Source organism: Clostridium sp., assembly GCF_032576335.1.
In the GTDB taxonomy this organism is placed as follows: Bacteria; Bacillota; Clostridia; order Oscillospirales; family Acutalibacteraceae; genus Faecalispora.
Map to the genome: position 1 here is coordinate 130271 of NZ_JAWFXC010000007.1, position 13894 is coordinate 144164.

A 13894-nucleotide genomic window follows, 5' to 3' on the forward strand; every position below is an offset into this window, starting at 1 on the left:
CTTTTCATAAAGGTTAAAAAACGCATTATTTTAAGGAGGAGCTTAATTATGAAGAAAATTCAAAAGGCTACGGCCGCCCTACTGGCATCTTTAATGCTGGTTTCTGCGGCAGGCTGCGGCGGCAACACTACGCCCGCTGCGTCGGGAACACCGGCGGGGTCGGCTGCACCTGCAAGCACAGATTCCGCTAAAACCCTTCGCATTTATGGTTGGAACACCGAGTTCCAAGAGCGCTTCAACAAGTACTATAAAGACGCCGGCAAGCTGCCGGATGGCATCAAGGTGGAGTGGGTAATTACCCCAAGCGAAAACAACGCCTACCAAAACAAGCTGGATGCCGACCTGAAGATGCAGGATTCTGCAGCTGATAAGATTGACATTTTCCTCATTGAGGCAGACTACGCGCTCAAATATGTGGATTCCGATTATACGCTTGACGTGAAAGCGGATGTTGGCCTGACGGATGCCGACATGAAAGACCAGTTTGAGTACACCAAGGACATTACAACAGACAGCAAGGGCAAGCTCAAGGCTGTTTCTTGGCAGGCAACCCCCGGTCTGTTTGCGTACCGCCGTTCCATCGCCAAAGCCGTTCTCGGAACAGATGACCCCGAGAAGGTTCAGCTTGCGCTGAGCGATTGGGATAAGTTTAATGCAACTGCAAAAACAGCACATGATAAGGGCTACAAAATGCTCTCCGGCTATGACGATTCCTATCGTACCTTCTCAAACAACATCAGTTCACAATGGGTAGACGACAAAGATACGATTCACATTGACCCCATTATGATGAAGTGGGTTGACCAGACAAAGGAATTTACGGATAAGAGCTATAACAATAAAACTTCCTTGTGGGCACCCGAGTGGCAGGCCGACCAAGGCCCGAACGGCAAGGTGTTTGGCTTCTTCTACTCCACATGGGGCATTAACTTTACACTGCTCAAGAACGCTTTGGCGAAACCAGTAGCGGAAGGCGGCAAGGCAGAAGTAGGCAATGGTATTTACGGCGATTATGCAGTATGCCAAGGCCCTGCAAACTACTACTGGGGCGGCAGCTGGATTTGCGGAGCAAAGGGAACCGATAACATTGACATAGTGCGCGATGTTATGAAGACCTTAACCTGCGACCAGGCCACCATGAAGCAGATTACACTGGATACCGAGGACTTTACCAATAACCAGACCGCTATGGGCGAGTTGGCAAAGAGCGATTACAAATCTCCCTTCTTGGGCGGCCAGAACCATATTGCTTTGTTTGCCGCTGCGGCTCCCAAAATCAACATGAAAAACCTCTCCAAATACGACCAGGGCATGACAGAAGAATTCCAGAAAGCATTTAAGGATTACTTTGACGGCAACGTATCAAAGGATCAGGCTTTGGATAACTTCTACCGAGCCATTACAGAAAAATACCCGAACTTAAAACGAGCCTCCTAATTTTCTCACACTCTTTCACTTTTTTTGCCAGGTGCCCCTTTTCAGGGAGCGGTTCACTGCTCCGCTCCCTGAGCTTGGGGGCTCATCTGCTATAATCCCCGGATTTGAGGTGATGCTCCATGCCCGGTACCACGTTAACAAAACCCAATCAATCTTCCAATCAACAATCTCCGGTTAACGAAAAGAATAAAAGAGCAAAAGGCGTGAACTATTCCAAGTGGGGTTATTTCTTTATTGCCCCGTTTTTCATCGCATTTGCTGTTTTTACAATGACCCCTCTTGTTGCAACCTTTTACAATAGCTTTTTAGAAAGCTATTGGGTTGGCCTAACCCACGTTGGCCCTCGTTTTGTAGGCTTTAGTAATTATGTGGCGCTTTTCTCTGACAAAGACCTTTATATGTATGCGAGCAATACAGCTATCATTTGGCTGATGGGCTTTGTGCCACAAATTGTGTTTTCGCTTTTGCTGGCGGCTTGGTTTACAGACATTCGTTTGCACCTACGCGCCGCTGGCTTCTTTAAAACTGTCATTTATCTGCCGAACCTGATTATGGCTGCGGCATTTTCCATGCTGTTTTTTACCTTGTTCTCCGACTCGGGCCCGGTTAACAGCATTTTAATGTCTATGGGAATGGAAACTCCGTTCCGCTTTTTAGCAAATGCGTGGAGTACCCGTGGGCTCATTGCCCTCATGAACTTTTTAATGTGGTACGGTAACACGACGATTTTGCTAATGGCTGCAATACTTGGAATAGACCCATCTCTGTTTGAAGCGGCTGAAATAGATGGAGCTACCGCGTTCCAATCCTTCAAAAAAATAACAATGCCGCTCATACGCCCCATTTTGGTATATGTTTTGATTACCTCTCTCATTGGTGGTATTCAAATGTTCGACGTACCGCAAATTTTGACCAACGGGAATGGTAACCCCAACCGTTCGAGCATGACCTTGGTTATGTTCCTCAATAAGCATTTATTTAGTGAAAACGTTGGTATGGCAGGTGCTGTTTCGGTTCTGCTGTTTGTAGTAGCCGGCGCATTGAGCATACTGGTGTATTTCAGCATTCGTGACAAAAAACCGGCGAAGGGAGGAGCAGAAAAATGAAAGACAACGCAGCAAGAGAAAATTTAGGGTTTTTGCGGATGCGCCGTGGTTTCGCCTATTTTATTCTGATTTTTCTGACCTTTCTTTCTCTATTTTCATTTTATATTCTGTTTGTAAACTCCACTCGCTCCCACCCAGATATTCAAAAAGGCTTCTCCTTTATAGTGGGCGGTTCGCTTGGCGCCAACTTTGATAATTTAATGAAAAATGCAAACCTACCGGTATTAAATGGCCTGATGAACAGCCTGATAGTTGCCGGTCTGGCAGCAGTTTTTGCCACCTATTTTTCAACTATGACGGCATTTGGTATTCATGCGTACCGTTTTCGGTTGAATCAGGCTGCGTTTTCCCTCATTATTATGGTAATGCTGGTGCCAACGCAGGTTACGGCATTGGGCTTTGTTCGCCTGATGGCAAGCATGGGCTTAAAGAATTCTTTTATTCCTCTTACGGTTCCGGCAATTGCTTCCCCCATTGTATTTTTCTTTATGATACAGTACATGAGAAGCTCGTTGCCAATTGAGGTTGTGGAGGCCGCGCGAATTGACGGTGCGGGTGAGTTCTACGCATTTAACCGAATTGTTCTGCCTATGATGAAGCCGGCCATTGCCGTGCAGGCAATTTTCACCTTTGTTAGCTCTTGGAACAATTATTTTTTACCTGCTCTGATTCTTGACAGCAAGAAGAAGCAAACCGTACCAATTTTAATTGCTCAATTGCGAAGCGCCGATTTTATGAAGTTTGACATGGGGCAGGTCTACCTGCTCATTGCCCTTGCGATTTTCCCGGTCATTGTGGTTTACTTGTGTCTCTCGAAATTTATAGTTCGAGGAGTAGCCTTGGGCAGCGTAAAAGGATAACTGGATTTTTCCTCCAATCATGTAATATTGCTCCGGTCTTCCCACACCGGAACCAAAACAGGATGATTCGCGCATCAGGCGCGAATCATCCTGTTTTTTAGAATATTGATTGAAATATTTGTTCAGACAATCAGACGTAAAAAATGATATTATAGTTTTAGTACTTCCCTTATCAACGGTATCAAATCATTACTATGAAATTTAGAAAGATGATGATTATGAGAGCAAGTGAGTATCTAGAAAGTAAAATACAAATTATATTCAGCTCAAAGGTGGCAGAAATGATAAATCGTGAGGCGAAGATCATCTCTTTTTCTTCAGGAGACACCGTTTTATGGGAAGGTGATACTGCATCCCATTTCTATTACATAATTAAGGGCCTGGTGAGAGGATATTACATTGATCGTGATGGTTACGATATTACAAAATGCTTTTGTGAAGAGGGGGATTTTTTTTCAACGGAAGGATTCCGTACAGCCTCTCCAGCCACCTTTACCATTGAATGTTTAGAGAACTGTAATTGTGTGCAATTGCCTTATAAAATTATAAAATCTATTTTACAAATGGATAAAGAGTTGAGCAGTAAGGTAAGCCGCCTATTTCAATATGAGATAAGTAATCAGGAGCGCAGGTGCAAGGATCTTATGATATTAAGCGCAACAGAGCGTTATCTTGCCTTTTGTAAGGAGAATCCTAAGTTACAAAATCGGATTGTTTTAAAATATATTGCTTCTTACATCGGGGTGCGGGCAGCTTCTTTGAGCCGTATTAGAAAAGAGAGCCAATCGTTGTAATTAACATAGGTGAATGACAAAATCACTCCCTCCTATCATACTAAACAAAATGGGAGGAGTGATTTTCTTTGAAAAATGTATTGATAACAGGAGGCACGAGTGGAATTGGTTATGAGCTTGCCTGTGTATTCGCAGCAAATCAATATCAGGTTAGTATTGTTTCATCCAACTACAATCAATTATTATTAACGCAGAAAAAATTGCAAGAGAGATTCGGTGTCACCATCCGAATTTTCGAACAGGATTTATCACAATTGGAGGCGGCAGAAAAGCTCTACACTCAAATTCAAGCAGAGCAAATAGAGATTGACGTATTGGTAAACAATGCTGGATTTGGCTTAGCTGGCGAAACAGTAGAGATTGATTTTAAGAACGACGAAAAGATGATGATTTTAAATATGCTTACTCCGGTAAAGCTATGCAAACTGTTTTTGCCCTCTATGTATCGAAGACAGCATGGAAGCATATTAAATGTATCTTCAACAGGAGCATTCCAGCCGGGTCCATTTACATCCACTTATTTTGCAAGCAAGGCATTTCTTCTAAGTTACAGTAAGGCAGTGCGCTTTGAGGCTCAAAAGCATGGGGTACATGTTTGCACCTTGTGCCCGGGAGCTACAAGAACAAACTTTTTTACCAGAGAGGGAAAAATAATGCCAAAAACCGCTATGCCTGCTGAAAAAGTGGCTCAATTGGCTTTCCGCCAGCTAAAACAAAACCGGTCTGTATGGATTCCCGGTTTTGCAAATCGGGCAATGCAAGTACTGCCAACAAATATAAAAATGATTGGGATAGCGAACAACAAGAAACCTTAATCGGAATATTAAGAAGAATGGGTAAGCAAAAAGACTCTCAAGCCAATTGGTTTGAGAGTCTTTTGATTTTAAAAAATAAATTCAAGTGAAAAAGCGACGGATGAATCCTTATTTTACACCGAATAATAACTCGCCGTAAGTGGGGAAAGGCCAGTAGGTTCTTCCCACCAAAAGCTCCATTTCATCTGCAAAGGCACGAGCTTCTTCCATGCGGGAAAGAACTTCCTCACGGTAATACCTTGCCTCTTTCAAGTAATCGCCGGATTCTTCTTCGTGATCTATCGCACCCTGCAAGCGATCAACCATGTCATACAACTTCACAGAAAGAACGGTAAGCTTTTCAATCTGTGTTTTTTCCAGAGTGCAGTCAATTCCAAGATTTTTCTTGTTCATTGCCTGTGCGCTCAAATCGCCGGTGTAGTGGCTAACGGCCGGAAGAATGTCTTTACGAATCATTTCGAGCATGGTCAGGGCCTCAATGTGCACCTGCTTAATGTACTTCTCCAAAATGATTTCATAACGAGATTTCAGCTCAGTTTCTGTTAAAACACCCTGGCGTTCAAACAACTCCACATTTTCTTTCCGGGGATAGTAAGCCAGCGCTTCGGGAGTGCTTCTCAAATTCAGAAGACCACGGCGGGCAGCTTCCTCAACCCACTCTGCGGAATAGTTGTTGCCGTTAAAGACAATCCGCTTATGTGCCTTGAGTGTTTTGCGAATCAGCTCATTTAGTGCATCGGTAAAGTTTTCAGCTTTCTCGAGTTCATCCGCAAAAGTTGATAATACATCTGCAATCATGGTGTTCAGCATAATGTTGATGCAGCCGATAGAGCTGGAAGAACCCTGCATACGGAATTCAAACTTATTGCCGGTAAACGCCATGGGAGAAGTACGGTTACGGTCCGTAGAATCTTTACGGATGGGAGGGAGGATATCTGCACCGATTTTTACAAAACGACGGCCCTTAGCCTTATATTCGGTGCCATTCTCAATGGCGTTGAGAATATTTTCAAGTTCTTCACCAATGAACACAGAGACAATTGCGGGAGGTGCTTCATTGCCACCCAGGCGGTGGTCGTTGCCAGCGTCTGCAACGGCGATACGGAGCAAATCCTGGTGTTCATCCACCGCTTTAATAATTGCGGTAAGGAAGAGGAGGAACTGTGCGTTTTCGGTCGGCGAATCACCGGGATCCAAAAGGTTCATGCCGGTATCGGTAGCAATGGAGTAGTTGTTGTGCTTACCGCTGCCGTTAATGCGGGCAAACGGCTTTTCATGAAGCAGGCACGTAAGACCATGGCGTGCTGCAACCTTTTTCATTACTTCCATTGTAAGCTGGTTCTGGTCAGTTGCAAGGCTGCAAGCAGAGAAAATAGGAGCCATTTCATGCTGTGCAGGAGCAACCTCGTTGTGCTTTGTTTTGCTTAGAACACCAAGCTTCCAAAGCTCTTCGTCCATTTCTTTCATGAACTCGCTAACGGTAACCTTCAGCTCGCCAAAGTAATGGTCATCCAGCTCCTGGCCCTTAGGCGGCTTAGCACCGAACAAAGTGCGGCCAGTGTAAACCAGGTCTTCTCTTTTGAGGAACATCTCTTCCGGTACGAGGAAGTATTCCTGCTCTGGGCCAACGGTAATGGTAGTACTCTTTACGTCGTCATGTCCAAACAGTTTAAGCACACGAATTACTTCTTTATTCAATGCGGAAATGGAACGCAGCAAAGGCGCTTTTTTATCCAATGCTTCCCCGCCGTAAGAACAGAAAACGGTAGGAATAAACAGAGAGCCATCCTTTACAAAAGCGTATGAGGTCGGGTCCCATGCGGTGTAGCCACGTGCTTCAAACGTTGCGCGAATACCGCCGTTCGGGAAGCTGGAGGCATCTGGTTCACCCTGAATGAGCTCTTTGCCTGAAAACTCCATAATGACCTTACCGTCACCGGCGGGGTTAATGAAGCCGTCGTGCTTGCCGGCGGTAATGCCGGTCATCGGCTGGAACCAATGGGTGTAGTGCGTTGCGCCTTTTTCTATTGCCCAGCTTTTCATGGCGTTTGCCACTACTTCCGCCACTTGAGCGTCAAGAGGAATACCCTCATTTCTTGTTTTCATTAATGCCTTGAAAGTGTCCTTCGGCAATCTGTCTTTCATGACAACTTCATTAAATACTAAGCTTCCAAAAATCTCAGGAATATTGCTCATATAGCTGCCTCCTTTTGAGTTAAAATAGAAAAAAACGCTGCAGGTATCCTAAGAAACCTACAGCGCCATTACTGTTTTTATACACGTAATTATAGCAAACCAAATTGCCGCTGTCAATGCTCTATAACAAAATAGCATTCACTACGAAAACAAATATTATGCGGTGTTACAGCGGATTTTTGGTACATAATACAGCAACCATAAAATGGTTATGATTACGTACGTTTTTTATTTAAAGCCATTGTATGCACTAAGAAGAAAATTGTTTACGGAGAAAAGAAATCCATGGTTTATGGTATTAATAAAAGACAGGTGGCTACCTTAGGGTATTTGCACCGTATCTGCAATAATCTCTACTAAAGCATTTAGTGCGGGAGAATGATAGTTGTCTTTACGATAACAAACGAAAATCTCTCTCTGCGAGATACCATCTGCAATGGGGAAATACACGCCTTTTTTATTGAGAAAATGGTCGGTGTGGATAATGCTGGATGGAACAAAGGCGAAGCCTAAATTTTCTTTTGTTAATTGGTGTGCTACATCAATGCTCTCCGTTTCTAGCAAAATGCGAGGGGAGTAGTGGCAGTTTTCAAATAGCCTGTCTGCAATGGTACGTATACCATGGCCCTTTTTCAACAGAATAAATGGTTCATTTCGTAGATCGTTAATATGCAGTGCTCTGTTGTTTACTCCAATATTGTAGTGCGGGAGGCGTTGGTAGAAGAAAGGAGGAACCGCTAAATAAATGGTTTCTTTGTTCACCGGCTTATAGGTAAGCCCGCTTAGCAATGGCCGATACACCACAGCTAAATCAACTTGGCCGGAAAGAGCCATTTCCGCTAGGTGGTGAGAAGGAATTTCAACCAGCTTCAAATCATATTTGGGGTATACCGCAAAAAATCGGGGGAGAATGCGATGGGTCATAATAATGCTTTGGTGTAGCGACATTCCCAGTGTGATGCGACCAAGGCTGCCATCGTGAATTTCAGAAATTTGCTGTGTGACCGTATCATAAATACGGTGTATTTGGCTGCAAGCGGATAAGTACTTTTCACCCGCATAGGTAAGCCGCATGGGAATGGTGCTGCGGTCAAACAAAGGGGTTCCTAGTTCGCGCTCAATGCCAAGTATCATTTGGCTTAGCGCAGGCTGTGATATATATAGCTTTTTGGCTGCCCGCGTAATATTGCCCTCGCGTACTACCGTCATCAAAGCTTCCATCTGCTTATGATTAATCATCTTTAATGCCTCCGATAGTGAATTTGTTTAACAAAGGGAAACCGAAAGATTTTTACTGTAGTTACAGAAAAGCCGTCCTTTCCCACAAAGAGGAATAGGGCGGTTTTTCTAGCTATTATATAAGCTTTGCTGCTAAAATCCTGTAAAACAGTCCCTTATAAAAAATATATAGTTAAATAGAGAGCAATCCTTTTAAAAAATGAAGTGTGTCTTAGTAACGAGGCTTATGGATTTTGCTTATTGCTTTCCTTTACGGTTCCAAAAGCTGTACCCCACAAGAGCGGTAAGAACCATTACGCAGATTGCCATTATCCAAATTGGCAGGCTGCCCGATTGACCACCTACAATATAAAGGTTTCGGGTGCCTTCAGCTTGTACCACAGTTGGCTCTGTCTTTTCTTCCAAATCTTCTTTCATAGAGGAAGTACTTTTGGAAGATGTGCTTTTCACGCTTGTTTTAGCAGTTTTAGAAGATGTGGATTTGGATGAGCTTTTGCTAGCTTTGGAAGAACTTGTGCTGCTTTTCAGCGAGGAAGTTGTTTTTTCAGTTGTATGTTTACTTGTGCTTTCTTTTTCAGCCACAGAAGCTGAGGACGACTTTTCTGAATTGCTTTCGGGGCCGGCATGTCCCAGCGATTCTGCCCGATTCACACGGATTAGGTATTGTGACTTGCTCTTTTTATCCTCAGCGGTTACGGTCACAACTATTTCAGTGGTTTCCCCCGCGCGTTGCAAAGTTTGCCGGTTAATTCGAACCGTACCGCCATCCTCCGCGTTTGCCTGGAATTTTACAGTGCTAATGTCAGCCCCAACTCGTAAATCGTACTCGGCAACATCCGGCGAAAATTCGGGTTTTAGCTTTCCCGTGGAGGGGACCAACTTTTGCAAGATTGCGTTTTGAGACAAAGATGGTTTAATGGAAAAGGGTAGATTCATTATTCGGTCATATTTGGGGAGCAGACGTTCGTTCCAGTCAGCGATTTGATCCACCTGAACGGTAAGATTTGTAGTGCCGGGGTCGGCATTCTCCGCAACACTGAACACAAAGCGGATGCAGTCACCGTTGAGTCTCGGAGCAGAAAGGCCATCGCAGGCATAGACTCCCGTTACGCATTCCCCATCGTCATAATATTGAAATGCTCCGCTTTGTATCTGCTCTGTTGTTTCCACCCGCAAAAAGTGCAGACGTGTGCTGTCGTATGAAACCTGTGTACGAAAGGCGGCAGGCAGCTCGCTTTCCATTAAAGCGCTTGCGTGAGCGGAGAGAGTAATACGCACGGTTTCGCCCGGGTAAGCGGCCGCTGCGGAAAAAGCTGCTGTAAAATATTCAGTCGCCGCCGCAAAAACATGGCAGGGATAATAAAATAGAACGGCGCATACAATCATTATAAGCAGGCATCTGGTTTTCATGGAGGACTCTCACCGCCTTTCCGAAATATGGGAATGATACACACTCTCTATATATTACCATACCCTATCGCTAAGCCGCAATATGCTTACAGAAAGCGTCAATCGAAAATGCTTCATTCATAATTTGTTAACAATATTTTTTGAAAAAAGTTTATGATAGAAAGTAAGAAAACGGCACTACTGTTATTTTTGAAGAAGGAATTATTTATGTTCAAAAGCGCATCTCTTTCTCATGCAATTGTATGGAATGTAATGATAATCACCATGTGGCATTGCGTGGTGTTTTTTGCTTGCGTTAAATTATCGAAACAGACCTTTGACCCGGCTAAAAACCGTTACCAGGCTTTCCGTTGGGAGCAAAACGGCCGCTGGTACCGCAGTAATTTAAAAATACATTTATGGAAAGACAGTGTGCCCCAATATATAGGAAAAGATGGTTTTTCTAAAAAACACCTTACCCGTGTAACACCGGAATATTTGGATGAATTCATGCTGGAAACCTGCCGTGGCGAGTGGATGCACATGAAGAACTGTATGTTTGTGGTGGTGGTATTCCTAATGAACTCTTCGCTGATTATGGCACTGGTTTTCTCTGCGCTCATTTTACTTGGGAATCTGCCCTTCGTGTGCATACAGCGCTACAACCGCTTTCGTATACAAACACTGCGCCAGGTACTTGTAAAAGAGCAGGCGCGTGCCCGCCGTTTGGAGGCGCGCAGCAAAGAGTCTGCCGTTCATTCGCTAACTTAGTCTAACATCGTCTTTTCTATTATTATTCATATGTTTGAAAAAAGCAGGCGGCAACACCGTCTGCTTTTTATTTTGTGTATAAACTGATTTCTCATCGGCAAAAAAAGGTTTCCCAAAGAGAACAGCATTTGTCGGCGGCGCACACAATAGCAGATTCCCGATACTTAGGGCAGCTGCGCAGGGTAAGCGGCCACATGTGCTTAAGAATAATGTCTTGCTCGCGTTTATTGAGCAGGAACGTTTTATTTGCATTGTGCAGGGCGGCCCTTGGGTGAGTAAACCCATGCAAACCGGAGCGGCTGGCGTCTTTTTTATGCCAGTCGTATAGAAAAAAATCGTGCAGCAAGGCACCGCGCACCAAGCTGTTTACATCTGCGCGGATTCCCAGCTTGCGGCAGAGCCAAAAGCTTAGCTCGGCAACCGCCACACTGTGCTCTAAACAGCTAACGGAACCATGCTGAATAAACGCTTCCATCTGCTGCACCTGTGGGTGCTTTAGCAATTGGTGACTGTATTGCTCAAATTCTTGGCGTTCCTGTACAGTAAGCTTTACACGCAGGCTGTTTGATTTTTTCTTCAGATTCTTATTTTGATTGCTCTGTTGCATGGGCTGAGTTCTCCAATGAGTTCTTTCGTCTGTTTAGGCCTTTTGCGCTTTTACCAAGTCGATTAGCTTGTTAATGAGAGCTGAAATGTGCTCTCGGGTTTCTTTGTCAACAAGATTGCCGTTTGCATCCACTTTCTCATGTACAGATGCAATAAACACTTCGGGCTGATTGATAAGCCGCATATTCAGTACAACGCCAACTTGGCGCAAATGGTATTGCACACGGGCACCGCCTAATGGCCCCATGGAAGCGCTCATAATAGCGGTTGGCTTATTGGAAAACAGTCTGGCCGGATTACGGGATGCCCAGTCTAATGCATTTTTGAGTACGGGAGGAATGGAAAAATTGTACTCCGGTGTAGCAATAAGCAATGCATCAGCCTCCGTTATTTTTCTCATAAAGTCGGTAACGGGTGCAGGCAGTTCCCCTCCTTCTAAGTCCTCGTTGAAAAATGGGATTGCAGAGAGGTCTAAAATCTCAAGCTCTGCATCATTGGGAAGTAATTCTTTCGCGGCGCGTAGCGCAGCGAGGTTATAAGAGCCTTTGCGAAGGCTTCCGGTAAATCCTACAATTTTAATAGGGTTCATAAAAGAATGCTCCTTTCATTATTTCTTGCGGCTTAAATGTTGCCGCAAATTTATGGCTGAAATAGGTAGCTTGTCATAGACAGAGAGCCTAACAAACAATCTTTATTAAATGCAGTGAGCTGGTCGGTTTCATTGACTGCGCCCAAAACATATAAAAGCGGGTAAAAATGGTCGGGCATGGGAAATGCCATTTTGGCAGAAGAACCTGCATTTTGGTAATGAACAACTTCAGAATACTCTCTTTTTACTATTTTGTCCCAAATATAGCCATCAAATTCCTCAGCCCAAGAAAAGCCGCCTTCCGCCTGCCATTGGATTTTTGCCAGGTTATGCACAATATTTCCGCTTCCTATTATCATAACACCTTCATCACGAAGAGCGGCAAGCTCTCGGCCTATATCGAAATGTACTTGTGTGTCGGCGGTGCCATCAATACTTAACTGCACCACCGGGATATTGGCTTCGGGGAATAGGTGACGCAGCACAGACCATGCGCCGTGGTCAATTCCCCAGCTGTTATCTGTTTTAACGGGCACCGAAAGTAACTCCCGTACCCGTTCCGCTAGCTCTGGGGAGCCGGGAGAGGGGTACTGCACCCGGTACAGCTCCTCAGGGAAGCCATACATATCGTACACCAGTTTTGGCGTTTTTGTATCCATAATTCGAGTACCATGGGTATACCAGTGCGCTGAAACCATTAAAATTGCGCGAGGGCGCGCAAGCCCGCGACCGATTTCCTGCCATTTTTTTGTGTAATTGTTGTTTTCCACCGCGTTCATTGGGGAGCCGTGCCCCACAAAGAGCACGGGCATTCTTTCAGGCATTCAGTATCCTCCTTGTTAACGATAATATAGAAACGGCAAATTTTCCCTTTTGTTGGCTTTATTATATACCGTTTTTGGCAAGAAAACCACTGTGATTTTTACCGTTTTTGAGCTGTGCAGAGGCCTTGGTTTAGAACGTTTCCATTAGGGAAATAGATTTGTAACTTTGTCACGATACTTTTTTTGCGAATAATGATATACTATATAGTAAATAAGAAATTATAAAACAGGTATATAGAAAAAGGAGAGGCTCAATTATGGCAAACATCGTAATCGTCGGAAGAGGGCCCGCTGGTATCTCGGCTGCTCTTTATACCCTGCGAGCTGGATTCACAACAACCATTATCGGTAAAGATAACGGCACGCTGGATAAAGTGGAGAAGATAGAAAACTTTTATGGCTTCCCGGAACCGATTACCGGCCCGGAGCTGGTGCAAACCGGGCTGCAGCAGGCACAGCGCCTTGGCGCACAAATGGTGGAGGATGAAGTAGTTGGCATCTCTTACGACGGACGCTTGGTTGTAAAAACCGCACGTGGCGAATACCCGGCAGATGCACTCATTCTTGCAACCGGTTCTACCCGTTCCGCACCGCGTATTCGCGGCTTGCAAGAGCTGGAGGGTCATGGCGTTAGCTATTGCGCGGTTTGCGACGGCTTCTTCTACCGCGGAAAAGAAGTTGTGGTTTTGGGTAATGGAGATTACGCTATACATGAAGCATTGGAGTTGCTGCATACATCAAAATCCGTTACCGTTCTTACCAATGGCAAAAAGATGCTGGCTTCGGTTCCCGAGGGAATTCAGTTATGCACCAAAGAGATTCAATCGCTCGATGGCAATCCTTTCTTAAGCGGTGTCCGTTTTGAGGATGGTACCTCTTTACCAGCTGAGGGCGCTTTTGTGGCGGTTGGTGTAGCCGGCAGTACCGACCTAGCCCGCAAACTGGGGGCAGAGGTAGAAAATAATAAAATTGTAGTCGATGAAAATATGGCGACGAATATTCCGGGCCTTTTCGCAGCTGGGGATTGCACCGGCGGCCTGCTGCAAGTTTCAAAAGCAGTGTACGAGGGCGCAAAGGCAGGAACGGAAGCAATTAAGTTTGTACGCGCAATGGCAAAAACCGTGAATGCGTAAATTGCTAGCCACATAAAATTTCGTACCGGTCTGGAATCCAGACCGGTATTTTTATAACTATTATAATACTTACAAGATTCATCATTTATTAAAATAAGAATAATTATTAAATATTTCATCAAGTTTACGAAAAGC

13 protein-coding genes are annotated in these 13894 nt (G+C 44.6%); 7 read left to right on the forward strand and 6 right to left on the reverse strand.

Translation table 11 applies throughout. The features are described from left to right. Nucleotides 1–48 precede the first annotated feature (48 nt). The 5 genes from E7L17_RS10230 to E7L17_RS10250 all read left to right on the forward strand — a co-directional run bounded on the left by E7L17_RS10230 (nucleotide 49) and on the right by E7L17_RS10250 (nucleotide 5012). Nucleotides 49–1437: an ABC transporter substrate-binding protein gene (locus E7L17_RS10230; protein WP_316323142.1), complete on the forward strand. Its 1389-nt coding sequence runs from the start codon at nucleotides 49–51 to the stop codon at nucleotides 1435–1437. Nucleotides 1438–1556: 119 nt separating this feature from the next. Continuing rightward, nucleotides 1557–2543 carry a sugar ABC transporter permease gene (locus tag E7L17_RS10235; RefSeq protein ID WP_316323143.1) on the forward strand — a complete coding sequence of 329 codons (987 nt, stop codon included), beginning with the start codon at nucleotides 1557–1559 and terminating at the stop codon, nucleotides 2541–2543. After that, nucleotides 2540–3403 (forward strand): carbohydrate ABC transporter permease, encoded by an 864-nt coding sequence (locus tag E7L17_RS10240; RefSeq protein ID WP_316323144.1) that lies wholly within the window; start codon nucleotides 2540–2542, stop codon nucleotides 3401–3403. The genes E7L17_RS10235 and E7L17_RS10240 overlap by 4 nt, the downstream gene beginning before the upstream one ends. A gap of 281 nt (nucleotides 3404–3684) precedes the next feature. Continuing rightward, on the forward strand, nucleotides 3685–4197 hold the full coding sequence (locus E7L17_RS10245) for a Crp/Fnr family transcriptional regulator (protein ID WP_316323145.1): 513 nt from the start codon (nucleotides 3685–3687) through the stop codon (nucleotides 4195–4197). A gap of 68 nt (nucleotides 4198–4265) precedes the next feature. After that, nucleotides 4266–5012, forward strand: a complete 747-nt coding sequence (locus tag E7L17_RS10250) for an SDR family oxidoreductase (protein WP_316323146.1) — start codon at nucleotides 4266–4268, stop codon at nucleotides 5010–5012. Between the two features lie 108 nt (nucleotides 5013–5120). On the opposite strand, the gene E7L17_RS10255 is transcribed toward E7L17_RS10250, so the two are convergent. From E7L17_RS10255 to E7L17_RS10265, 3 genes are all read right to left on the reverse strand, one after another. Beyond that, the gene (locus E7L17_RS10255; RefSeq protein ID WP_316323147.1) at nucleotides 5121–7208 is read right to left on the reverse strand and encodes a glutamine synthetase III; all 2088 of its coding nucleotides are present in this window, start codon (nucleotides 7206–7208) and stop codon (nucleotides 5121–5123) included. A gap of 321 nt (nucleotides 7209–7529) precedes the next feature. Further along, a complete protein-coding gene (locus E7L17_RS10260) occupies nucleotides 7530–8447 on the reverse strand; it encodes a LysR family transcriptional regulator (protein ID WP_316323148.1) in 918 nt (305 codons plus the stop codon). Nucleotides 8448–8684: 237 nt separating this feature from the next. Then, on the reverse strand, nucleotides 8685–9857 hold the full coding sequence (locus E7L17_RS10265; protein WP_316323149.1) for a cadherin-like beta sandwich domain-containing protein: 1173 nt from the start codon (nucleotides 9855–9857) through the stop codon (nucleotides 8685–8687). A 207-nt stretch (nucleotides 9858–10064) separates the two neighbouring features. On the opposite strand from E7L17_RS10265, the gene E7L17_RS10270 reads away from it, so the two are divergent. Next, complete coding sequence (locus E7L17_RS10270; RefSeq protein ID WP_316323150.1) at nucleotides 10065–10607, forward strand: hypothetical protein; 543 nt, start codon at nucleotides 10065–10067, stop codon at nucleotides 10605–10607. Nucleotides 10608–10698: 91 nt separating this feature from the next. Here E7L17_RS10270 and E7L17_RS10275 read toward each other — a convergent pair whose 3' ends face one another. The 3 genes from E7L17_RS10275 to ygiD are packed head-to-tail and all read right to left on the reverse strand — an operon-like array spanning nucleotide 10699 to nucleotide 12626. Then, the gene (locus tag E7L17_RS10275; RefSeq protein WP_316323151.1) at nucleotides 10699–11214 is read right to left on the reverse strand and encodes an HD domain-containing protein; all 516 of its coding nucleotides are present in this window, start codon (nucleotides 11212–11214) and stop codon (nucleotides 10699–10701) included. Between the two features lie 33 nt (nucleotides 11215–11247). Continuing rightward, entirely contained in the window at nucleotides 11248–11802 is a 555-nt protein-coding gene (locus E7L17_RS10280) for an NADPH-dependent FMN reductase (protein WP_316323152.1), read from the reverse strand. Between the two features lie 50 nt (nucleotides 11803–11852). Next, nucleotides 11853–12626: a 4,5-DOPA dioxygenase extradiol gene (gene ygiD / locus E7L17_RS10285; protein WP_316323153.1), complete on the reverse strand. Its 774-nt coding sequence runs from the start codon at nucleotides 12624–12626 to the stop codon at nucleotides 11853–11855. Between the two features lie 257 nt (nucleotides 12627–12883). Here ygiD and E7L17_RS10290 point away from each other — a divergent pair, with 257 nt between their 5' ends. Next, nucleotides 12884–13759, forward strand: a complete 876-nt coding sequence (locus E7L17_RS10290) for an NAD(P)/FAD-dependent oxidoreductase (RefSeq protein ID WP_316323154.1) — start codon at nucleotides 12884–12886, stop codon at nucleotides 13757–13759. Nucleotides 13760–13894: the final 135 nt, after the last annotated feature.

Bases quoted from the DNA above. Each gene is read 5' to 3' on its own strand.
- E7L17_RS10230 (WP_316323142.1), top strand. From the start codon at position 49: ATGAAGAAAATTCAAAAGGCTACGGCCGCCCTACTGGCATCTTTAATG.
- E7L17_RS10235 (WP_316323143.1), top strand. From the start codon at position 1,557: ATGCCCGGTACCACGTTAACAAAACCCAATCAATCTTCCAATCAACAA.
- E7L17_RS10240 (WP_316323144.1), top strand. From the start codon at position 2,540: ATGAAAGACAACGCAGCAAGAGAAAATTTAGGGTTTTTGCGGATGCGC.
- E7L17_RS10245 (WP_316323145.1), top strand. From the start codon at position 3,685: ATGATAAATCGTGAGGCGAAGATCATCTCTTTTTCTTCAGGAGACACC.
- E7L17_RS10255 (WP_316323147.1), bottom strand. From the start codon at position 7,208: ATGAGCAATATTCCTGAGATTTTTGGAAGCTTAGTATTTAATGAAGTT.
- E7L17_RS10260 (WP_316323148.1), bottom strand. From the start codon at position 8,447: ATGATTAATCATAAGCAGATGGAAGCTTTGATGACGGTAGTACGCGAG.
- E7L17_RS10265 (WP_316323149.1), bottom strand. From the start codon at position 9,857: ATGAAAACCAGATGCCTGCTTATAATGATTGTATGCGCCGTTCTATTT.
- E7L17_RS10270 (WP_316323150.1), top strand. From the start codon at position 10,065: ATGTTCAAAAGCGCATCTCTTTCTCATGCAATTGTATGGAATGTAATG.
- E7L17_RS10275 (WP_316323151.1), bottom strand. From the start codon at position 11,214: ATGCAACAGAGCAATCAAAATAAGAATCTGAAGAAAAAATCAAACAGC.
- E7L17_RS10280 (WP_316323152.1), bottom strand. From the start codon at position 11,802: ATGAACCCTATTAAAATTGTAGGATTTACCGGAAGCCTTCGCAAAGGC.
- ygiD (WP_316323153.1), bottom strand. From the start codon at position 12,626: ATGCCTGAAAGAATGCCCGTGCTCTTTGTGGGGCACGGCTCCCCAATG.
- E7L17_RS10290 (WP_316323154.1), top strand. From the start codon at position 12,884: ATGGCAAACATCGTAATCGTCGGAAGAGGGCCCGCTGGTATCTCGGCT.